Here is a 22209-nt window from a genome sequence, read left to right as displayed (position 1 = left end):
AATTAAGTAAGTAGACTTTTTAAACTACTTAAATGTGATTTAGCTAATGCCTTAGAACGTTCCTTATTGTGCTCACCTTTCCCAAACCATTCTAGACTATCCTTAGGTAATTCATCTAGAAAGCGACTTGGCTGGCACTCTTGCAGTTCACCAGCCCGACGCCGCTGTTTAGCTAAAGTTAAACAAAGCCCTTTTTGAGCGCGGGTAATACCTACATAAGCTAAACGCCTTTCTTCTTCAATTTGATCTTCATCAATACTCACTCGATGCGGTAACAAATCTTCTTCCATACCTACTAAATAAACGAAAGGAAATTCTAAACCTTTTGCTGCATGTAACGTCATAAGCTGTACACTGTCTTCATTAGCCTCGCCTGATTGCTCCAAAATATCAATTAAAATAAGTTTATTAATCACATCACTTAAAGTTTGATTAGGGTCTTTGTCTAATAAACGCCCTATCCAATCAAGCAATTCCCAGATATTTTCCATACCTCGTTGTGCTCTTGCTGGTGAGTTGCATTGTTCATAAAGGTAAGCTTCATAACCGCTTTCATCGACCATTTCACGTAATATCTCCACAGAAGTAGAATGATTAGCTAAACGCTCTCTCATTCCTAATAGCCATCGCTTAAAGTTTTCTAATGCTAAACGTGGCTTCTCAGCAATCCGATCAGCTAACGCTAGGTGATCAGCACATTGAAACAAACTAAGTTGCCTTAATTGAGCATACTGACCTAAAGCCGTTAAACTAACATCGCCAATACCTCGCTTAGGCGTGTTAACAGCCCTTAAAAATCCAGCATCATCTGCTTCATTGCATATTAGCCTTAAGTAAGCAAAAATATCTTTAACTTCCGCGCGCGCAAACCAGGACTGACCACCACTAATACGATAAGCAATACTATGATGGCGCAATACTTTTTCAAAAATACGAGATTGATGATTACCACGATACAAAATGGCATACTCCCCATATTTTTTCCCTAAGCGCAATTTATGGCTAATCATATCCATAACTACTTGTTCAGCCTCATCTTGCTCATCTTTACAGCATAAAACGCGCAATAATTCACCTTGGCCTAGTTGGCTCCATAATTTTTTTTCAAATAAATGAGTATTATTGGCAATTAAAGTATTCGCTACATGCAGTATACGACTGGTTGAACGATAATTTTGCTCTAACATAATAACTTTTAATTGCGGGTAATCTTTTTTTAACTGTGCTAAATTTTCAGGCCTTGCCCCACGCCAAGCATAGATTGATTGATCATCGTCACCCACAACGGTAAAACGAGCACGCATACCTGTTAATAACTTAATAAATAAATATTGGCTGGTATTTGAATCTTGATATTCATCAACTAATAAGTGACGGACTTTATTTTGCCAGTATTCGCGAATTTTGGCATCCTGGTTAAGAAGATGAACTGGAATTTTAATTAAGTCATCAAAATCAACCGCATTATAAGCCTTAAGTGCTTCTTGATATTGATCATAAACTAATAAGGCATCATCAAAAATAGGACTAATCTTTGGTTGTTTATAACAATCTTTAGGCGTTAATAAATCATTTTTCCATCTAGAGATTTGCTGTTGAACTTGCGCTAAATAGTCTCGATCCTGAGCGCGTCCTATTGGCAAATAATTTTTTAATAATTGTTGACTATCTTCACTATCAAAAATAGAAAAACCGTTGCGTAAATTACAGTGATCTAAATGCTTTTTGATGATTTTTAATCCTAAAGTATGAAAAGTCGCTATATTTAAGCCGCGACGCTTAGGCGCATTAATAGTCGCCGCTATTCGACTGCGCATTTCTTCAGCAGCTTTATTGGTAAATGTAATGGCATAAATAGATGACGCACTATAACCACATTGTTCTATTAAATAAGCAATTTTTTGAGTAATGACTCGCGTTTTACCACTACCTGCACCCGCTATAACGAGTAGTGGCCCATCAATATATTTTACAGCTGCCGTTTGGTGGGGATTAAGCATTAATACATCCTAGATAAACTTAATTTTATTTACTTATACTTTAAGTTAAAAAGTCTAAACACTTTTGCAAGTTATTATAGCGAGCTAAATACTAATAGAAACATAAAAAATTTAACGCCATGAGTAGTAAGAATTTAATGCTGACTTGTAACTTAATGGCAGTTTACAGTCATCGTGTTGCTAAAGAAATTTACTAAATTATACACATTCAGCATTAAATAAGCCTATGTTAGAATAGTCGATTTAATAATTTACTTAAATGGGGAATAACCATGGATAGTCTACAACGCTTTATGTTCGAACACGCTAATATTCGCGGAGAAATTGCCCATTTAGATCATACCTACACGTCTATTATTAACCAGAGAACTTATCCACCTATGGTAAAAAATGTCTTAGGTGAGGCATTAGTATCCTGTTTATTAATGATAGGTAGTATCAAATTTGAAGGTGAACTAAGCTTACAGTTCCAAGGTGACAAACGTCTGCCTCTGCTACTAGTTCAATGCGATCATCAATTACATTTACGAGGGTTTGCTAAATTTCAATCTGATTTAACGACTGAGGAATATGCTGCTGCCTTTTTAGCGGGAAAAATGGTACTTACCATAAATCCCTATAATCATACCCAGTCTTATCAGAGTATTTTACCTATTCAAAGTACCTCAATGGCTGAAAATTTAATGTATTATTATGCGCAGTCAGAACAAATACCAAGTCGAGTATGGCTGGCAAGTAATGATACAAAAGTTGCCGGCCTCTTATTGCAATTAATGCCTGGGCAAAGTTCAGAGCAGCGTGAACACTTTTGGGAATATGCAGTACACATTGGCCAAACAATTAGTGAGTCAGAGCTACTTAATCTAGACAATGAAACGCTCTTATACCGTTTATATCATGAAACAGATATTCGAGTTTTTGACAATAAAGTGGTTACATTTAAGTGCCGCTGTAATCCTGAAAAGATGAGACAAGTATTAACGATACTAGGTGAAAAGGATATTAAAGAACTACTGGCAGAAAAAGGCAAAATTGATGTCACCTGTGATTTTTGTAACCAACTCTATAGCTTTGATGCAATTGATATCACTATGCTATTTCATAAAGGAAACTAATTTTTACCTTAATTAAGAATAAATTATAACCCTTATTGCAACGTAAGTTTAGTTGCTGAAATAATCCCTGGGTCTATTTTACTAAACTTTAAGTATTCTCCACGCATGGCCTGTAATACTTGCTGCAATGTAGCAAATTGAGCGCTTAATTGAAAAAATAACTCCGCTGTTTCAGGTGAGTGTAATTCACCAACGCTAAGATAAGCAATTTGTCCAATATTGGAAAAATAATTTAAATTAAGCTTACGGCGTTCAGCTATACCTGGAAATAAACCACAAAAAAGTAAACTTTTATCCCCTACGTCTCTTAATAAGTCTGCTTGTCTTCGGCCTGTTGTTTGCATTGATTCTAAAAAATCCAACGCAAGAACCGATTCTATTAATTTAGGTCCTTGAGAGAAGCGCATTAGAAGAAAAACTAAATAACTCTCAGTATTTTCATTAAGGATTAAACGTGTAGAAGCTTGCGCTTCATTAACTAAGGCATACCATTGACTCGTTTCAGTAGGATGTAGAATCAATTTCTCCATGACCAACTCCTTTTCTTACTTCTTATACACAGTTTAGCAAATAACGTACCAATATGATCCAATTTAAACAAAATAACTGCGCAATAATATTAAATATTGAACAGTTTTTATGGAAAATAGAAAAGAGTTGTAAATAGCTAATTATCTTATTTAACAAGCTTATGAAAGGAATCGTTCTCTGGCTGCGATAGTTGTTCATTACCTATAGGCACGACAAAATTTTCAATAATAGCGCGCCAAAATGGCTGATATAAATATTGTTGGAGTGGATGAGTCTCACTTAAGGGAAAACAAGGACCATGATTGGCCTCAAGCAACCAAACTTTATTTTGATCATCGACCATGAAATCGACACCAAACAAAGCAAATGTTGGTTTTCTATAGAGTTTAAACGCTTCTGGATAAAGCTTTTTCAACCCTATAACTACTTCCTCTAAAATCACTTTTATCTGAGAATATAGAGTCGGGAAAAAGGTAAACTGATCTGTTGGAATCTGAATAACATTTGGCTCATTACCATGCAAATGTTCATTAGTTAAATGAGCATTAATATTTGCGATATTGTTTAGGTTATAGGGTTGCATAGCCACATTAAAATAACCATGACGATAAAGATAAGCCCCAGTATAATTTGTAAGTACTATAAATTGCCGGATACTGTATTTGCGGTTATCTCTGAGCAGCTGAGGGTTAGGAATATAATACTGCAACACATGTTCGCCACCTAAGCGGTTAGCACTTAAAAAGTGCTGCTCTAAGTCACTTAATCTGTTAAATAATTTAATGGATTGTCCATTATTTAACAACGCCGGCTTTAAAATCCAAATTAAATTTTTCACCTCATTAAACAATTGATTATTTTTTAAATAAAATTTTTGGGCAATTTGATTTAATATCATTGGCCAATTATGATCATTTATACAATAAGTTAGCGGCATGACCGCTGGACAGTGTTGATTTACTAAATTGGCTAATAAGTGTTTATATTCAAGGCACTGAGCGGCCTGCTCGTCAAACGCTAAATTATCAATACTAAACTTAGCAAGACGGCGCCAATTACTTTTTTTCCAACCTAATTCTTTTAAATAAAGACTTAAATTAAAATTAGTTGGTGAACAATTTTCTTTTAAATAAAAAGTATTGCGTTTTAAACTCCACACACTTATCTCAATAATTCTTCGAGCTTCTACTAATTATGTTGTAACTTATTGAGCAATTTTGCAAATGAGCTAGGCAGATGAGATGATATTAAACCAGCTAGTAAACTCCAAAAAGCAGCATTGATTCCTAATAAACTAACTCCTGAAGCTGCCACGAGAAAGGTAATTAAAGCAGAATCACGGTGAGTATCATCTTCAACAGCCGCTTTAAGGTTAGAACCTAAAGTGCTAAGAAGAGCCAGGCCTGCAAGGGCTGCCATTAATTCTTTAGGAAGAGCTGCAAGTAAAGCTAATAAAGTCGCCCCGCAAAGGGCGATTAAAAAATAAAAAAAGCCAGCCCAAATTGTAGAATAATAACGAAGAGCCGGATCTTTATGCGCTTCTTCATTAGCGCACATAGCCGCTGTTAATGCAGCTAAATTAACAGAAAAACCGCCAAAAGGCGCAACTAATAAATTAACGATACCTACCCAACTGGTTATGGCTGAAATAGGTGGCTGATATCCCGCCGCTTTCAAGACTGAAAAACCAGGTAGGTTTTGTGAAGTCATCGTTACAATCGCAAGTGGAAAACCAACGCTAGCTAAGACTGCCCATGAAAATTCAGGTTTAGTGAAAATTGGATAAGCTATCTCTAAATGTAAAGCAGATGTGTTAATTAACCCTTCTCCTGCGGCGATAATCATGCCTGAGGCCATAACAATTAAAATAACAACACGCGGAAAGAACTGTTTACCAAGCAAATACATAAAAATCATGCCTAATACTAATAACGATTGCGCTTGTACGGCCATAAATAAGCCAATACCAAAATGCAGTAATATGCCAGCTAACATAGCACTTGCTATTGAAGTAGGAATGAAGCGCATGATTTTAGTCACAGAGCCACTTACACCAGCAAATATAGTCAATACAGCTGAAAAAATGAATGCGCCAATTGCTTGATTAAGCGGAATACCTGGCAAACTAGCAATTAGAAAAGCCGCGCCTGGCGTTGACCAAGCAGTTAAGATAGGCATGCGATAATAGAGGGATAAACCAATACAAGTACACGCAACGCCTAAGCATAGACTAAAAATCCAGGAATTTAATTCTGCAGTGGATGTGCCAGCAGCAGCGGCAGCTTGTAAAATAATAACAGCCGTACTACTAAAGCCAATCATCACTGACATAAATCCAGTCATCATCTGACTTAAGGAAAAATTGCTTGGCATGGTGGAATTCCTGTATGCTGTAGCGCGCTGAGTTAAAAGATCTTGTCACCTTCTCGCAAAGGCAAGAATTTATTCTTATATAAAAAACCTTGGCATTTCTGCAAACAAGAACTCCCATATATAAGTTCTGTCATTCCCGCAAAAGCGCACTACTGTCCGGTTAAAGCATAGGTAGGTAGGTTGGGCTAAGCGTAGCGCAGCCCAACAGTGTCAATCATAAGGCGTATAGCAGCTTCATAATTTTGTTGGGCTGCACTTCGTTTAGCCCAACCTACCCTGCTTTCTTTTTTATCTAAACAGTAGTGCGCGAAGGAGGGAATCCATTCTTATATAGGATATGGATACCTATAGATTTACAGATCCTCACTATCGCAAGAATGACGATTTATAATTAATAAGGCTTCCTGAAGCTTTCTTTCTTAACTTAGTGCTACTACTATATGCTCTATGCGTTATAACGCACATTAGTGGTAAGCATAACATTGAGCGTTATAACGCACAATGGTTAATAGGAGAATAAATGGATCATTTGACACGCTTTATTGGTTCGCGCTTACGACTTTTAAGACAACAAAAGGGTTGGAGTTTAGATAAGACAGCTCAAATAACGACTGTAAGCAAAGCCATGTTAGGCCAAATAGAACGTTTTGAATCTTCACCCACAGTCGCTACTTTATGGAAAATTGCTAGTGGCTTTCGGGTATCATTTTCTTCTTTTTTAAAAGAAAATTTAGATATAAAAGATGCTAGCTATAAGCATATTAAGTCTCGTCTTATCAATCATCACCAAGAAAAACTCTACTTAGTACCCGTGATCCCTTTTGATGAACAATTAAGTTTTGAAGTCTTTCAAATAGAATTATTACCCGGCTACAAGCAATTATCGTCTGCCCATGCTAAAGGCGTAATCGAACATATTATTGTTATTAAGGGTGAGATAGACGTACTTATTAAGGAAAGTTGGTGCGCCTTAAAAACAGGTGATAGTTTACGTTTTAATGCTGATATCGCCCATGGCTATCGCAATATTAATAAAGAGTCAGCAATTTTTCATAATATTATTCATTATCCGCCAATTAACGTATAATGCAGCCTATTTAAAACACCCGGCAAATAGTTTAGAGATTGTAAAGATTGAACATTAAAAAGCTTAAGAAGATGAATTATGCTATGATCTAGTAAAGATTTATTGACTTTTATTTGGGAAGTACTGTTATGCCTACTAATGAACCTAAAAAAGATACTACATCTCCTGCTATGTCTCCTGTAGGAAGTCCAGGTAATGTTCCTCCTGCACAGGATGACAAAGATAGTAAAGCGGCTAAAAGCCCAGAAGAACAAAAAGTTACTACGCCAAGGCCAGAACCTCAAAAAAGTAATAAAAAAGATGATCCGAATAAAAAAGAGGACAGTAGCAAGACTTGGGAAGCCGGGATGAATGACCTCACGAAAGATTTTGTCCAGGCTGCAAAAGACTTCGACAAAGCTGTTTACGGCGTCGGCGCTAAAATTGACCAAGTGACTGATGAAGTTTTGAATAAACGCGCAATACAAAACTTTGCGAAGGAAATGACTAGCGAAGTTAAGAGAGGACTTGACAGCAATTTTGGTCTTAATAAGAACGAAGATTTACAAAATTTTGGGAAGGAAATGAAGAGCGCGTTTCAGAGAGGACTTGAAAGCAATTTTGGTTTCAAGAAGAACGATGATAAACAGCAGGTAGAGCTACAGCCTATGTCATCATCAACGACAGACCCCAATGCAGCCCTAAAAGGTGTTGATTTTCATGGTCCAGTTGATCAGAAAGACGATACTAAAGACGCTATAGAACTTCAGGATGTGTCAAGTTTCACTAAGAAATGATAATTTCTTTACGCCGTAACTTGCTGTAACTATATCCATGGCATTTATTATCGTTACCATGTTATAATGACTAATTAATAAACATTAGCATTAATTATTCTTATCCTAATCTATCCCACTTGGTATAAAAATAGCTTGATAGGCGACTTCCTATTGCAAGTGGGTTAGAATCGCATCATTTTAAATACAAGGCCTTTTATGATTGAAATGATTCGCAATATCGCTATCATTGCTCACGTTGATCATGGTAAAACCACCTTGGTTGACAAGTTACTGCAACAAACAGGAACGCTTAATGAAAGAGCACCCCGTATTGAACGCATTATGGATTCCAATGCCTTAGAAAAAGAGCGCGGTATTACTATTTTAGCTAAAAACACTTGTGTTTACTGGCAAAATTATCAAATCAATATTGTTGATACCCCAGGGCATGCTGACTTTGGTGGTGAAGTAGAACGAATTTTATCCATGGTTGATAGTGTTTTACTGTTAGTAGACGCGGTTGATGGACCTATGCCTCAAACTCGCTTTGTCACGCAAAAAGCGTTTGCGCGTGGCTTAAATCCCATTGTAGTGATTAATAAAATTGATAGGCCAGGCGCAAGACCCCATTGGGTCATGGACCAAGTTTTTGATCTTTTTGATAATCTAGGCGCTAATGATACCCAACTTGATTTTCCGGTAGTTTATACATCAGCGTTAAATGGCTATGCCAAGCTTGATTTAAATGATGAAGCAACCGATATGTCTGCCCTATTACAAATCATAGTTGATAAAGTTAAAGCCCCTGACGTGGATGAAGAAGGGCCTTTTCAAATGCAAATCAGCTCCCTTGACTATTCTTCTTACGTAGGCACCATTGGTATCGGCCGCGTTACCCGAGGTCACATTAAAGCTAAATCACCGATTAAAATTATTGATAAAGCAGGCCAGATTCGCAGTGGTCGCTTACTACAATTATTAGGTTTTAAAGGACTTGAGCGTATTGAAATAGAAGAAGCGAGTGCCGGTGATATTGTTGCCGTAACAGGTATTGAGCAACTCAATATTTCCGACACTTTATGTGATCCTAATCAGGTAGAAGCTCTGCCGCCTTTATTAGTTGATGAGCCTACCATTAGCATGACATTCCAAGTCAATGATTCACCCTTTGCAGGCCAAGAAGGAAAATTTGTTACCAGCCGCAAATTAAGAGAACGGTTAGGGACTGAATTGTTACATAATGTTGCTTTACGAGTTGAAGATACAGCCGATCCTGATAAATTTCGGGTTTCCGGCCGAGGGGAGCTCCATCTATCTATCTTAATTGAAACCATGCGCCGAGAAGGCTATGAATTGGCGATTTCTAAGCCCGAAGTGATCATGCGGGAAGAAAATGACCAATATCTAGAACCCTACGAGCGTTTAACCCTTGATGTCGAAGAAACCCATCAAGGTACGATTATGGAAAAATTAGGTGAGAGGCGCGGTGAACTTCAAAATATGCTTCCTGATGGTAAAGGCCGGGTTCGACTTGATTACATTATTCCTACGCGCGGTTTAATTGGCTTTCATACAGAATTTCTTTCAAGTACATCCGGCACAGGACTTATGTATCATGTGTATGATCATTATGGTCCGGCAGTTAAAGGTAGATTAGGTAAACGCAGTAACGGTGTTATGATTGCAAATTGCCAAGGTATGGCACGTGCTTTTGCTCTTTTTAATTTACAAGAGCGAGGTCGCTTATTTATTGAGCCACAAACCATGTGTTATGAGGGAATGATTGTAGGCATTCATTCACGCGATAATGACTTAGTTGTTAATGTGACTAAAGAAAAACAATTAACCAATATCCGTGCGTCCGGAAGTGATGAAAATATTCTTCTTACGCCACCTATTAAGCTATCCTTAGAGCAAGCACTAGAATTTATAGATGATGATGAATTAGTTGAAGTAACCCCACAATCCATTCGGTTACGTAAGAAAGAATTAAAGGAAACAGATCGCAAACGTACATCACGAGCTAATGCAGATAATTAAAAGTTAATCACTATGAAAACTAAATTTGAGCGCGTTATTCTTTACGCAAGACAGCATCGGGCAACCCAGGAGATCAATGAGACGCTACAACGTCTTAATCACTTTTTAGACGCCCAGAAAATTGAAGTATTTATAGATAGTGATACTGCTAATAAATTTGCCACTGATTTGCCAATTATGCCCCATGAGCAAATAGGGCAAAAAAAAGATTTAATTGTAGTTGTTGGCGGAGACGGTAGTCTACTGTCTGCCGCGCGCATGGCCATTTTAGTTGATGTTCCAGTTATAGGTATTAACCGAGGTCGTTTAGGCTTTTTAACTGATATTTCACCCAGTGATATTGAACAACAACTAGGTGCAGTTCTAATTGGTAATTATATAGAAGAAAAACGTTTTTTATTAATGGCTAAAATTCATGATGGTAAAGAAACTTATTTTCGTGGTGATGCCTTAAATGATGTTGTACTAGGACGTGGTAGCGATACCCATTTGATTGAATTTGATGTCTACATTGATAAGCAATTTGTCAGCCATTACCGCTCAGATGGGATGATTCTTGCCACGCCTACAGGCTCGACTGCTTACTCATTATCAGCAGGCGGGCCTATTATGCACCCACAACTAAACGCCATTGTTTTAGTTCCTATGTTTTGTCATAGTTTGAGCTCGCGCCCCTTGGTAGTCGATGCTAGTTCAGTAATTGATTTAGTTATTAGCAAGCAAAATGAAGTAGATTTGCGAATTAGCTGTGATGGACACGAATCAAGAATGGTCAAACCAGGCCAACAAGTTTGTATTGAGCAAAATAAGCAAAAGCTTCGCTTATTGCATCCATGTGATTATCATTATTATGATACGCTAAGAATAAAACTTGGCTGGGAATCAAAGCATCAAGGATAAGCCATGCTCACTGCTTTACGTATTGAAAACTTTGCTATCGTCAAATTGCTTGAACTTGATTTTACTCGAGGAATGAGTGCTTTCACCGGCGAAACAGGGGCCGGAAAGTCTATTATGATTGACGCGCTACTATTAGCCCTTGGCGGTCGAGTAGACGCTTCTGTCGTTCGATATGGTGAAGAAAAGTGTGACATTCATGCCACTTTTCAAATTGATAGCGCCAGTGATCCAGCTCACTGGTTAGCCGAGCATGATCTGAACTGTGAAGAGGGAGAGGTTTTTTTAAGGCGAGTTATTTACAGCGAAGGACGCTCACGTTCTTATATTAATGGCCAGCCTTTTCCCTTGCAAAAAATTAAAGAACTAAGTGAAATGTTGGTGCATATTCATGGCCAGCATCAGCATCAAACTCTAATGCTGCATCAAACTCATCGTGAGCAACTAGATCGCTTTGCAAACCACTACAATCTTGTAGAAAATGTACAGCGTCTGTATAAACAATGCCAAAAAATAAAAAATGAAATTGATACGTTAAAAACGCATGAAAATTCAAGAGATAGAGTTGAACTTTTACAATTTCAAATTGATGAATTAAGTAATCTTGCTTTACAAGAAAATGAAATTAAAAAATTAAATGAAGAACATCAATTATTACATCGAGCTCAAGATTATATTCATTATACACAACAAATTACTCATTTATTAAATGCAGACAATGAACCTTGTATTCATCAACAACTTAATCTTGTCCTACACTTAATTCAAGATTTACCTCAAGAGCAAACTAGTATTAAAAATGCATTAGAGCTCATCAATAGCGCTTTAATTCAGTGCGAGGAAGCTCTTAATGAAATTCAACATTTTGGTGAACGTATACAGCTTGATCCAGAGCGTTTACAAGAGATAGAAAATCGCATCAGTACTATCCACCATATGGCCCGTAAATATCATGTAGCACCTGAACAAATTATTCATCACTTTAATGGGTTACAAAAAGAGCTCCAAGCTTATCAAGAGGCAAAAGAAAAGATTCAACTTTTAGAACAGGTTTATCAAAATCAGTTGCAGGCCTATGAAAAAGCAGCACTTAAACTCCATCATTCAAGGCTCATCCATGCAGAAAAATTAGCCAATGAAATAAGCAAAATTATAAAACAATTAGGTATGCCTAAAGGAAAAGTGTCTATTGAGATAACTAGCCTTGATAAGATGCAGCCTCATGGACTCGATAAAGTAGAGTATAAAGTTTGTACTAACCCTGGGATGGCGCCGGATTCATTAAATAAAATTGCCTCAGGGGGCGAACTTTCTCGTATTAGTCTAGCCATTCAGATGATCACCGCTCAGCGAGGTGCAACACCGACGTTAATTTTTGATGAAGTTGATGTTGGAATAGGAGGCGCAACAGCCGCTTTAGTAGGCCAACTTCTACGTCAATTAGGTGAAAGGTTACAAGTATTTTGTGTCACTCATCAACCTCAAGTTGCCGCAGCTGCTCATCATCATTTTGTGGTAGAAAAATTTAGTGATAACCAGCAGACTTATTCTCATGTTCTGGCCCTATCTGAAAAAGATAAAGTTGACGAAATTGCTCGCATGTTAGGTGGTTTAACTATTACCGAACAAACTCGCAATCATGCGCAAGAGCTTTTACTAAGTAGTCGTAAAAGCAAAAACGAAACTATCATTACCAGTTAATGTAGGTTCGACTCAACATTTATTTTCTTGGTTACTCCTTATTGTATTGCTTAAAGACCGCGGCTAACCACGGCCTTTTTAAAAACTTCACTTAATTACCTCTACTGAGTAGAACTCGGATTATCGAAGCACCAAGTTAATCTCGCAGCAACACCATGGTCTTTTACTTGAGAAGCAAACTGACCAAAATAGGAAACAGTCAAATGCATATTATTCGCAGGACGTGCTATATCAACGCCTGCATCCAAAAGGAGTGCATTGCGAGCAACGGGTGTCCCACTGATTAAAAATGGCAAACTACCAGAAGCAAAATTAAAGGTTGTTTGTGGCGTTAAATTATTATAAGCATGACGCCAGCCTAAGAAGAGCCGTTGATTGAGTGCATAGTTATCTGTTGCATATAAAAGGCCTTTTTCTCTTATACCTAAAGTTGTATAGGTCATGTCTTGAGAAGCTTGTCGAGCTCTTAGACTTGCTGCACCTCCATGCTCATTAAATTTATCTGCGCTAACATCAATATAAGCAATATTAACGAGCGGCTTGATAGAAAAGCGGTTAACTTGTAAGTCATAACCAAGCTCACCAAATACTTGCGCGGTGTTAGCATTATAATTATTGGTTAAATGATTATAAAAAGCTGGGAAATTAACACTGCGATTAGTGCTAATATCGTGCCAACTGTAGGCTGCGCCTATATTTAAAATAAAACGATTGTAAAATGCATTAGCGTAGAGACCTAGATGGCTATTATCACTTTCACTAAACAATTTTCTCCGATCCACATCAAAATTTGATCGACTATAGCCACCTACAAGCCCTATTCGCCCTATTACACCTACGTCTTGATCTGCACCGATAAAAAAGCCCTGGGTGGAACGCTCTAATTTGCTAGCATTGTAGTTGCCATCTAATTTACCCCAAGCGCCAAAACCATGTGCCCAAAAAGTAAGACCTGTAATGGTTTTTACTTGTGGTAGGAAATTCGCTTGATCGTCTAGACGCATAGAAATAGCATCACGTACGTAGCGGCTTTCTTCAAGTAAAGCACCTAAAGTAGAAGGATATATTTTACCACTTAGATCATTTAATGTTTGTGGAATTAATGACACATTATCTAAATTTAGAAATGCGTCATAGATTGGATTATCAGCTCCTAAGCTTTCTACATTTGTAGCAGTAGCAACTTCATTAGGTGTGTTAGCAAAGAAAGGAATTGTATTCTCATTACGCATGATATCTAAATAAACATTGTTCGTATCATAATTCAGAAATAAGTCTAGAAAAGGTAAATTTTGCAGTAAGCTACTATAAATTCCATTAACGCCGTCTGCTGCAGTCAAAATAGTATAACGTGTTCCAGCTTTATAAGGACCTGGTCCCTTTAATACATATATCCCTGAGCCAGGTAGTAAAGTTGCCGTACCTGTTATATTAATTAAATCTGCTTGACCTGTAGGATTAATTTCTACCTCATAAACTGAACCTGGAAGTTGTGTATAATCGCCTGCAACTGTTAACGTACCCATTGAATTACCTGGGGCAAGGGTCCCTGCAACTAAAGTTGTTCCTACTGTGCCACTACCGCTTAAGCGACCATTTGAGTCTATATCTATTTGCCCGCCTAAAACGCCATTAACAACCAAGTTACCTGAGTTAACCAAAACACTGCCTGAATAATTGGGCGATGAACCTGTTAAAATAAGAGTACCTATTCCCTGTTTAGTAAAGCCTTTCGTACCTATAAATTCGCCAGCAAATGTTGTAGTATTAGCTTGGTCAATAATTAAATGGGTTTTACCTAAATTAACTAAGCTACCTGCCACACCCGCTAATGATTGTATTACCCTATTATCAGTAGCGTTAGACATATCAAGTACTGTACCTGAATTAACTAAGTTAATCCCACTACTGCTAGCTAGATCACCTGCTGCACTTAAAGCAAGAGTACCATCAGCAACAATAGTTGGTCCCGTATAGGTATTTACAGCTGATAATATTAATGTTTCTGGCCCTGCTTTAGTTAGACTGCCTACACCATTAATACTACTGGTTATATTAAGATCAGCTAAAGTTTCAAACGTCCCACCTTGTGCAGCCAAAATAATGGGTCTATTGATATTGGTAAGCACCGTTGTTTGTAGAGTTCCACCATTTAAGGTTAATAAACCTGAATTATCACCTAACTGCTCGTCACTTGAAATACTTAATGTACCTTGATTGATAGTCCAAGGTGTAACCATACTGGGATCTGGCAAAGAGCCAACTAAGGTCCAAGTACCACTACCTGTCTTTTCATAATTTGAAAAATTTAAATATTGACCGCCCGTCCCTAATAAGCCTACATCAAAAGTAGAATTACCCTTGCCTCCTAAGGCCAATACATCATCCCCATTAGGCACACCAATTACCAAACCTGTAACGGAAAATCCAGGTTGTAATTCAAGTCGATTTACACCACCTAAAAATACAATAGCCGGCGCTCTAAATGTTTCATCGCCAATATGGCCGCTAGCAAAGCCGCCTTCAATAGTTCCGGAGTTCACAATATTAAGATTCCAGCCAATAATGCCAACACCGCCACTACCTACTATATCTGTAGCAGTTGTAGATACTTCTCCTGGATTACCATTATCACCTCTAATAATACCTGAGTTAATTAAAACATCATCATTTAGGACGTTATCTATTTTAGTTGGTAATAAAGCCGATACAACGTGACCTTTAAGCAAGTAATTAATGTTTATCGAGGAATTTGATGGAGTATTTTCTATTTCAGCGAGTATTATAGGAGAAAAAAAACTACTTGCTAATAATGAAGCTAAATATGTTTTACTAAGCTTAAAATACTTATAATCTAAGTTGGAGGTATTTTTATTATTTTTCATTAGAGCTCCAGGCAGATGATTTCAAACAAAGGAAATTCATTTTAGTGTGCCTAAAAACTAAAAAGCAAGATCAAATTATAAACTTAATTGGCAAATTAGAGGCATCAATGAGATAAACAGGACTTACGAAAAACACCAAGGTCGAGGCAAAAAATGTTTTTAATGAGGGAGTTTAGATAACGTAGGACTGAATTAAAAACATTTTTTAACAAAGAGATTGGGGTTTTTCGTAAGTCCTGATAAAACTAGATGATTTAAGATAAGCTATACATTTTTTTTTAATTTCTTAGGTAAAATTTTATGCAGAAAATTATTATTGTAATAGGTGTTATTTTTATAATAATTGGCTTAATATGGCCTTTTATTCATAAATTAGGGATAGGGCGACTACCAGGAGACTTTCTTATCAAAAAAGGTAATTTTACCTTTTATTTTCCGCTTACCACTTCAATTATTATTAGTTTAATTATTATGATTATTCTATGGTTCATGAATCGCTAAATGTAACTTATACTTTTGCGCTACCAAAAGGGTCAGTCTTATAAATTCTCAATCCTAAAATTAACATGGTTATAATATAGATAATATTGATGCCAACATAGCAAATAATTGCACCTAAAAGGTCCAGCCATCTAATAAAAATAATGCAAGAAATAAACTGGAACAATAATAAGCTAAGCGTCAACTTGGCACCAATTTCACTACCTCTGCGCGAATATTGAATCATTTTTGATAAAGGCATTGTGATTGAATAAGTTAAGATGTTAATTAGACACACATAAGTGTAAGGTAATGCTTGAGTAAACTGAGATTGATAAAGTAGTAAGATTTGTTTAGCAAATAGGCCAAGAATTACCATAACAATTAAGGCAATCCCAATACAAATCAATAAGTATTTTTGAATAACCTTTTTAAGAATTTCGCGTTTTTGCGCAAAAGAAGCAGAAATGTCAGGTCCAATTAATATTCCAATTGGAGAGATAGCAACAGAGGCAAGTGAAATAATGGAAGTTACAGCTGCAAATAAACCCACCGATCGTTCACTGGTTCCTAACCATTCGATAACTATTAGTGGAATGACAGTAAAAATATAACGATTTAAGTTTTGAATCGTATAGCCATATATTTTATCTCTCCACTCCAGGCTAGTCGTTGTTGATCGAGATGTAAATGAATGTATCTCTGAACGCTGATAAAGAAAGGTAACAATTATTAATACTAGTAGGTAACTTAAAATAAACCCTATTAACATAATATGAGCAAAATAACGTCTATCATCGTGAAGAATGGCAGGATAGAGATAAAAATAAATAATCAAACTTAAAATAAAGTAAAAAATAGTCTGCATTAAGCTTAATAAAATTGCCGTACGCATGTAGTTAATAGCTCGAAAATACTGCATCGAAATGGTATATAAAGATAAAGCTACTGTGCCCCAAAGAAACAAATATAATGGGTGGCTTATGTCAAACAATGCTATATTTCTGAGTGTAGATGCTAAAGCAATAAGGGCAACTGCTCCAATACTTCCTAATACGATAACCCATAAATACAGAGGCTTTAAAAAATTTGTAATTTCTCGCGTTAAACTTACAATATCGCTATATTTACTCTGGACATAATACTTAGGAACATAATAAGCAATAATTGAATCAATCCCCAGTGTAATCATTGTTGCGATCAACCAAAGTGAACTGGTTGCTACAGTGTAATTACCAAACAAAACTTCGCCCGCATGTCTGGCAACGAGCATGTTGATAATGAACAACATGAACTGATCAGCAATAATAATGATTAGGTTTAGAGTAAAATTCATGTATTCAATGAGTTGATAAATTTTATTATATATACTTTTAATTTAAGAAGTATATTCCTGGGCTTTATTCTTTTTATTTAATCAGATTTTTAAGACCTACGTTAAGTGTAAATTAAATTTTTAAAGAGTGACTAGTATATTCACAAATTTATCCACAGAGCAGACAATTAAGCATCATCCACTTTCTATAAAAAAATTTTTAAATTCAAAAGCTTAATGTAAAAAAATATATTTATTACAAAGTTATTCGAAATTTAAACACAGAGTTATCCACAAGCTAGTGCTAATTATTTTTTAAGAAAAACTTACTCAGGATTTAAGTAAGTGCGGCGATCATGCATAGTCTCAATACTATTGATAACCGTCTGCCGGCTAATTTCACGTATTAAAGGAATAGAGGAGAGGGGCATGTTTTCATAAATAGCATAAGCAATAAAGAAACTATCGTGCCAAGCCTTTTCATTTTTACGAGCTTTAGCCTTAAGCCATAAGGTAATCCATAAAAAATGAAAAAGCCATTTCTCCCGATTTAATTCCATTTCTTGCTCCATAACAGCTTGAATGGCATCTTCAATCACACAAAGCTTTACACCTTCTACAAAACTACTACAACGGTTTACTAACTTATCAACATTAGCATTCTCAATGTACCAAGACTCTGTAAAGGGCTTGGTTTCAAGCCAATTTTTTGAACGTTTAAGTGATGATTGCATTTTATCTGGTGTAAAAGGAGAAATTTGTACACTTAATTCTTCTATTAATTCTGCTACATTCAGCACACGAGGATAAAAGGTTATACTCAAGAGTTCTTGAATTTCTAATAAATGGAGATCAGGCATACCGCCCTGCTCAATTGTGAGAGCTAAAAAATGTTCTGTTATTGTTTGCAGATAGGTAAGATCTACTTCCCGCAGAGTAATATTATCATCAAATGTTTCATCATAATATTTTTTGATGTCTTGTATCTTGATAGGTGGCGTTAACCAAGCATCTTTAATACCTAAGCCGTGTTTGAATAATAAACCACAAAGCCGGTTGGTTTTACCTTCCTTAACATGAATAAATAAACCTTGAGCGCCGCTACCATCGACCTCACTAGCTCTTATTTTAACGATAGGTACACCTTTAGTTGTATTAAAAAGTACGCCTTGCTTACGTTGTTCTTTAATCCAGCGGTTAAATTGATCATGATAAATTGGAGAGTACCAATTCTTAATTGCTTGTAAGCGTGATAGCGAAACTGAGCTTAAAGCGATCCGTGGCATTAAATGTTCGAAGGTTGCAATCACTATTTCCCTTACAGCAGGTTTAGGATGTAATAAAGTAAGAAGAGCAATCTCATGGCCTTCTTCAATGCTATAAAGGTCGATGACTAAATCAACAAAAAAATCAGCAGGCATGGCATGACTTTGAGCAAAGAAGTTTTCTGCAATATCAAAAGCAGAGAAATTAGAGAGCTCCTCTATCATATCCTTAATAGCATCTAGATGATTAACGTCCTCATTTACATCACTATTTTCATCATCACCCTCGGCTAATATTAAATAAGCCTCTCGTAATTTGGGAGAAAGCTCTAAATGCACATCATAAAAAGCATTTAGGATAGGCAACCAAAAGCCTAGGGAATGTTTACTCGTTAGAATTGCATCAGCCATATGATCCATTAATTGATTTAATGTTTTCATTGCTAACTTATTTCCTGTTTCTTGCGCTGATTGTAGTTGAGCAACACAAATATCTATAGCAAAGATACAAGCAGAATAATAAGGATTTTCCTCAGCCGTACTTTCTTCCTTTAAGGAAGCTATTAAGTCAATAAGCTGCAGAGCTAAAACAGGTTCGTAAAGAAAAGGAGTAAAATTCTGAGGCTCTGGGTCAGAATTATCTTCAATTAGATTAGCCATCTCAGCAATCCAGTTCTTTAAGCTTTCAAAATGAGTGCTCATGTGTGTTTAGGTACCTCTCTAGGTTTGCCATATTCATCAATTGCGACAAAAACAAATGTACCTTCTGTAACACGATACTTATCTAAACCTGTAGCAGGTTCAGCCCATACTTCAACTTCTATAGTCATAGAAGACTTTCCGGACTTAACTAAATCAACATAACAACTGACTATATCACCTACGCGCACGGGTTTAAGGAAAGTCATGGAATGAATAGCCACTGTCACCGCCCGCCCCTGCGATACCTTTTTAGCTAAAACGCCTGCAGCTAAATCCATCTGCGAAACTAGCCAACCGCCAAAAATATCACCATTTGCATTCGTATCAGCAGGCATTGCAAGAGTTTGGATAGTAATCTCACCTTTAGGGACATTAGTCATCATGAACCGCGCTTTAACTTTGCTAAAGCATCTGCCATAGCTGTATTAAATATTCCTTTCTTATTGTTAGTCGAAACAATCCCTTTTTTATGTTGCTCCGTTTTCTTAACTATAGGTTTTTTCTTTATAGGTAAAGTTTTTTCTCCTTTTTCCCTATGCTCATGCTTTATTATTTTTTTAGCATTCCCTGAAGCCTTATCTTCCTCAAGCTTCATACTTAAACCAATTCGCCGCCTGTCTTTATCTATTTCAATGACCTTCACTTTAATTATATCACCTGCCTTAACAACAGCATGTGGATTATTAACAAATTTATTAGTCATTGCTGATATGTGCACAAGGCCGTCTTGATGTACCCCAATATCAACAAAAGCACCAAAATTAGTGACATTGCTAACTACACCTTCAAGTATCATACCTTCTTTAAGATGATTAATATCTTCTATACCCTCTTTAAAACTAGCGGTTTTAAATTTTGGCCTTGGATCGCGGCCTGGCTTTTCAAGCTCCTTTAAAACATCTTTTATGGTTGGCAAACCGAACTGTTCATCAACATATTCTTCGGCATTAACACTTTGCAAAAGATCATAGTTTCCAATCACGTCATTAAGTGTAACTTGTTGTTTGGTTAATATTTTCTCTACTAGAGGATAGGCTTCAGGGTGTACTGCTGAAGCATCTAGGGGATTCTCGCCATTAATAATACGCAGAAAACCGGCACATTGTTGAAATGTTTTATCCCCCATGCGAGGTATTTTTCTTAGTTGATCTCGATTAACAAATTTACCGTGTTCATCACGATATTGGACTAAGTTTTTAGCTAAAGACTCATTAAGCCCGGAAACCCGAGTTAATAAAGGAATTGAAGCAGTATTTACATCAACCCCAACTAAATTTACACAATCCTCTACAACACCATCTAAGCTACGGGCTAAACGACTTTGATTGACGTCATGTTGATATTGTCCTACACCAATTGCTTTTGGCTCAATCTTTACCAACTCAGCCAACGGATCTTGAAGACGTCGTGCAATCGAAACAGCACCTCTGATACTTACATCTAAATCAGGAAATTCCGCAGCGGCTAATTCAGAGGCAGAGTAAACAGATGCACCTGCTTCGCTAACCATAACCTTAGTTAATTTGAGATCCGGATACATTTTAATCATATCATTAACTAAGCGCTCAGTTTCTCTTGACCCTGTTCCATTTCCAATACTGATTAAACTAATATGATACTTAGCAGCGAGTTTAGCCAACTCACCAATAGCCTGGTGCCACTCATTATGAGGCGCAAAAGGAAATACAGTCGTATAATCTAAAACCTTTCCAGTTATATCGATTACTACAACTTTAACTCCTGTGCGAATACCTGGATCTAATCCAATTGTTGCTTGGGAGCCTGCGGGCGCTGCTAATAATAAATTACGTAGATTACGAGCAAACACTTGAATAGCTTCTTCATCAGCAAGCTCGCGTAAGCGAGCAAGTAATTCAAGTTCAAGCTTGGTAAATAGCTTTATTTTCCAAGTCATTTCTACTGTTTCTAATAGCCAGCTATCTGCCGCTCTGCCTTGATTCGTAATATTAAAAAAGGCAGCAATACGCTGTTGACCATAGTCATTATTCGTAGGAAGCTCTAATTTAAATTGCAAGATACCTTCACGGCGCCCGCGAAATAGAGCCAAAGCACGGTGGGAAGGAATTTTTTTAATAGGTTCGGCATAGTCAAAATAATCACTAAATTTAGCAGCATTATTAGTTTTTTTCTCATCACTTATAGCGGTAGACTTAAGAGCAATATGATTCCACAAATATTCGCGTAACTCTGTTATAAGTTCAGGCTCTTCTGCAAAACATTCCATTAAAATTTGGCGAGCACCTTCTAAAGCGTCCTCAGCCGTAAGAATACCCAGATCGGTATTAATATATTGTTTTGCTATTTGCAATGGCTCTTGTGCAGGATCTTGCAGCAGGCTATCTGCTAAAGGCTCTAAGCCAGCCTCTCTAGCTAACTGTGCTTTAGTACGACGTTTTGGCCGATAAGGTAGGTAAAGATCTTCAAGACGCGTTTTAGTCGCCGCTGCTAAGATCAACTGCTCAAGTTCAGGTGTTAATTTATCCTGCTCGCGAATTGATTGTAGAATAACATGACGACGTTCATCTAATTCACGAATATAGTGCAAGCGTTCAGCTAATTTTCTTAATTGAGTATCGTTAAGTCCGTCTGTCGCTTCTTTTCGGTAACGTGCAATAAAGGGCACTGTCGCGCCTTCATCAAGTAAACGAATAGCCGCCTCTACTTGTGAGATCTGAACTTTGAGTTCCTGCGCTATAATCTCTGCAGTCGACATCATTTCTTGAGCCATTCATATCCTCGCAAAACATTAATTAAAACCTTAATATTATACACTCATTACCATTAGTTTTGCGAACTTTAGCAATAGCATTTTTAAATGCTTTACATGGTTAGAGTATATTAAAAGAATTAATCCCTATATGATTGCCTAATCCAGATCAATTAATAATGAGGATAAGTATGTCTAACCCAAGTGCAAGTCCATTTTGTTGGCATGAATTAATAACGCCCCAATTAAACAAGGCTAAGGACTTTTATACCAAATTATTAGGATGGAAATTTATAGAACATGATGTTAATAATTCAGCCTACACTATGATT

17 protein-coding genes are annotated in these 22209 nt (G+C 36.7%); 8 read left to right on the top strand and 9 right to left on the bottom strand.

Annotation, left to right across the window (positions count from 1 at the left end; all coding sequences use genetic code 11):
- Positions 1-2: 2 nt before the first annotated feature.
- On the bottom strand, positions 3-2000 hold the full coding sequence (locus ACQUW5_RS04630; protein WP_444990047.1) for a UvrD-helicase domain-containing protein: 1998 nt from the start codon (positions 1998-2000) through the stop codon (positions 3-5).
- 272 nt (positions 2001-2272) lie between these two features.
- On the opposite strand from ACQUW5_RS04630, the gene hslO reads away from it, so the two are divergent.
- Complete coding sequence (hslO, locus tag ACQUW5_RS04625; RefSeq protein WP_444990046.1) at positions 2273-3115, top strand: Hsp33 family molecular chaperone HslO; 843 nt, start codon at positions 2273-2275, stop codon at positions 3113-3115.
- Positions 3116-3147: 32 nt separating this feature from the next.
- On the opposite strand, the gene ACQUW5_RS04620 is transcribed toward hslO, so the two are convergent.
- The 3 genes from ACQUW5_RS04620 to ACQUW5_RS04610 form a co-directional block, all read right to left on the bottom strand.
- A complete protein-coding gene (locus tag ACQUW5_RS04620; RefSeq protein ID WP_444990045.1) occupies positions 3148-3645 on the bottom strand; it encodes a hypothetical protein in 498 nt (165 codons plus the stop codon).
- 146 nt (positions 3646-3791) lie between these two features.
- Positions 3792-4805 (bottom strand): ATP-grasp domain-containing protein, encoded by a 1014-nt coding sequence (locus ACQUW5_RS04615; protein WP_444990044.1) that lies wholly within the window; start codon positions 4803-4805, stop codon positions 3792-3794.
- Positions 4806-4834: 29 nt separating this feature from the next.
- Positions 4835-6019, bottom strand: a complete 1185-nt coding sequence (locus tag ACQUW5_RS04610; RefSeq protein WP_444990043.1) for a benzoate/H(+) symporter BenE family transporter — start codon at positions 6017-6019, stop codon at positions 4835-4837.
- 520 nt (positions 6020-6539) lie between these two features.
- Here ACQUW5_RS04610 and ACQUW5_RS04605 point away from each other — a divergent pair.
- The 5 genes from ACQUW5_RS04605 (at position 6540) to recN (ending at position 12502) form a co-directional block, all read left to right on the top strand.
- Positions 6540-7106 (top strand): helix-turn-helix domain-containing protein, encoded by a 567-nt coding sequence (locus ACQUW5_RS04605; protein ID WP_444990042.1) that lies wholly within the window; start codon positions 6540-6542, stop codon positions 7104-7106.
- Positions 7107-7234: 128 nt separating this feature from the next.
- The gene (locus tag ACQUW5_RS04600) at positions 7235-7882 is read left to right on the top strand and encodes a hypothetical protein (protein ID WP_444990041.1); all 648 of its coding nucleotides are present in this window, start codon (positions 7235-7237) and stop codon (positions 7880-7882) included.
- Between the two features lie 198 nt (positions 7883-8080).
- On the top strand, positions 8081-9904 hold the full coding sequence (gene typA, locus ACQUW5_RS04595) for a translational GTPase TypA (RefSeq protein ID WP_444990040.1): 1824 nt from the start codon (positions 8081-8083) through the stop codon (positions 9902-9904).
- A gap of 12 nt (positions 9905-9916) precedes the next feature.
- Complete coding sequence (locus ACQUW5_RS04590) at positions 9917-10804, top strand: NAD(+) kinase (RefSeq protein WP_444990039.1); 888 nt, start codon at positions 9917-9919, stop codon at positions 10802-10804.
- Positions 10805-10807: 3 nt separating this feature from the next.
- A complete protein-coding gene (gene recN, locus ACQUW5_RS04585; protein ID WP_444990038.1) occupies positions 10808-12502 on the top strand; it encodes a DNA repair protein RecN in 1695 nt (564 codons plus the stop codon).
- A gap of 101 nt (positions 12503-12603) precedes the next feature.
- Here recN and ACQUW5_RS04580 read toward each other — a convergent pair whose 3' ends face one another.
- On the bottom strand, positions 12604-15387 hold the full coding sequence (locus tag ACQUW5_RS04580; protein ID WP_444990036.1) for an autotransporter outer membrane beta-barrel domain-containing protein: 2784 nt from the start codon (positions 15385-15387) through the stop codon (positions 12604-12606).
- A 300-nt stretch (positions 15388-15687) separates the two neighbouring features.
- On the opposite strand from ACQUW5_RS04580, the gene ACQUW5_RS04575 reads away from it, so the two are divergent.
- Positions 15688-15888 carry a DUF2905 domain-containing protein gene (locus tag ACQUW5_RS04575; protein WP_444990035.1) on the top strand — a complete coding sequence of 67 codons (201 nt, stop codon included), beginning with the start codon at positions 15688-15690 and terminating at the stop codon, positions 15886-15888.
- Between the two features lie 7 nt (positions 15889-15895).
- On the opposite strand, the gene ACQUW5_RS04570 is transcribed toward ACQUW5_RS04575, so the two are convergent.
- The 4 genes from ACQUW5_RS04570 to ACQUW5_RS04555 all read right to left on the bottom strand — a co-directional run bounded on the left by ACQUW5_RS04570 (position 15896) and on the right by ACQUW5_RS04555 (position 21898).
- Positions 15896-17203 carry an MATE family efflux transporter gene (locus ACQUW5_RS04570; RefSeq protein WP_444990034.1) on the bottom strand — a complete coding sequence of 436 codons (1308 nt, stop codon included), beginning with the start codon at positions 17201-17203 and terminating at the stop codon, positions 15896-15898.
- A gap of 305 nt (positions 17204-17508) precedes the next feature.
- The gene (locus ACQUW5_RS04565; protein ID WP_444990033.1) at positions 17509-19149 is read right to left on the bottom strand and encodes a Y4lR C-terminal helical domain-containing protein; all 1641 of its coding nucleotides are present in this window, start codon (positions 19147-19149) and stop codon (positions 17509-17511) included.
- Positions 19146-19529, bottom strand: coding sequence for an acyl-CoA thioester hydrolase YciA (gene yciA, locus ACQUW5_RS04560; RefSeq protein ID WP_444990257.1), 384 nt, complete (start codon positions 19527-19529; stop codon positions 19146-19148). The genes ACQUW5_RS04565 and yciA overlap by 4 nt, the downstream gene beginning before the upstream one ends.
- Positions 19529-21898 carry a Tex family protein gene (locus ACQUW5_RS04555; protein ID WP_444990032.1) on the bottom strand — a complete coding sequence of 790 codons (2370 nt, stop codon included), beginning with the start codon at positions 21896-21898 and terminating at the stop codon, positions 19529-19531. The genes yciA and ACQUW5_RS04555 overlap by 1 nt, the downstream gene beginning before the upstream one ends.
- A gap of 158 nt (positions 21899-22056) precedes the next feature.
- Here ACQUW5_RS04555 and ACQUW5_RS04550 point away from each other — a divergent pair.
- Positions 22057-22209: VOC family protein (locus tag ACQUW5_RS04550; protein WP_444990256.1), on the top strand; the 153-nt coding region annotated here is incomplete at its 3' end.

The organism is Legionella pelazae (genome assembly GCF_052527395.1).
Note: the sequence above shows the minus strand (reverse complement) of the source record. Positions and strands in the feature narration are given on the sequence as shown.

Bases quoted from the DNA above. Each gene is read 5' to 3' on its own strand.
- typA (WP_444990040.1), top strand. From the start codon at position 8,081: ATGATTGAAATGATTCGCAATATCGCTATCATTGCTCACGTTGATCAT.
- ACQUW5_RS04570 (WP_444990034.1), bottom strand. From the start codon at position 17,203: ATGAATTTTACTCTAAACCTAATCATTATTATTGCTGATCAGTTCATG.
- hslO (WP_444990046.1), top strand. From the start codon at position 2,273: ATGGATAGTCTACAACGCTTTATGTTCGAACACGCTAATATTCGCGGA.
- ACQUW5_RS04600 (WP_444990041.1), top strand. From the start codon at position 7,235: ATGCCTACTAATGAACCTAAAAAAGATACTACATCTCCTGCTATGTCT.
- ACQUW5_RS04575 (WP_444990035.1), top strand. From the start codon at position 15,688: ATGCAGAAAATTATTATTGTAATAGGTGTTATTTTTATAATAATTGGC.
- ACQUW5_RS04610 (WP_444990043.1), bottom strand. From the start codon at position 6,019: ATGCCAAGCAATTTTTCCTTAAGTCAGATGATGACTGGATTTATGTCA.
- ACQUW5_RS04630 (WP_444990047.1), bottom strand. From the start codon at position 2,000: ATGCTTAATCCCCACCAAACGGCAGCTGTAAAATATATTGATGGGCCA.
- ACQUW5_RS04620 (WP_444990045.1), bottom strand. From the start codon at position 3,645: ATGGAGAAATTGATTCTACATCCTACTGAAACGAGTCAATGGTATGCC.
- ACQUW5_RS04580 (WP_444990036.1), bottom strand. From the start codon at position 15,387: ATGAAAAATAATAAAAATACCTCCAACTTAGATTATAAGTATTTTAAG.
- recN (WP_444990038.1), top strand. From the start codon at position 10,808: ATGCTCACTGCTTTACGTATTGAAAACTTTGCTATCGTCAAATTGCTT.
- ACQUW5_RS04605 (WP_444990042.1), top strand. From the start codon at position 6,540: ATGGATCATTTGACACGCTTTATTGGTTCGCGCTTACGACTTTTAAGA.
- ACQUW5_RS04565 (WP_444990033.1), bottom strand. From the start codon at position 19,149: ATGAGCACTCATTTTGAAAGCTTAAAGAACTGGATTGCTGAGATGGCT.
- ACQUW5_RS04555 (WP_444990032.1), bottom strand. From the start codon at position 21,898: ATGGCTCAAGAAATGATGTCGACTGCAGAGATTATAGCGCAGGAACTC.
- yciA (WP_444990257.1), bottom strand. From the start codon at position 19,529: ATGACTAATGTCCCTAAAGGTGAGATTACTATCCAAACTCTTGCAATG.
- ACQUW5_RS04590 (WP_444990039.1), top strand. From the start codon at position 9,917: ATGAAAACTAAATTTGAGCGCGTTATTCTTTACGCAAGACAGCATCGG.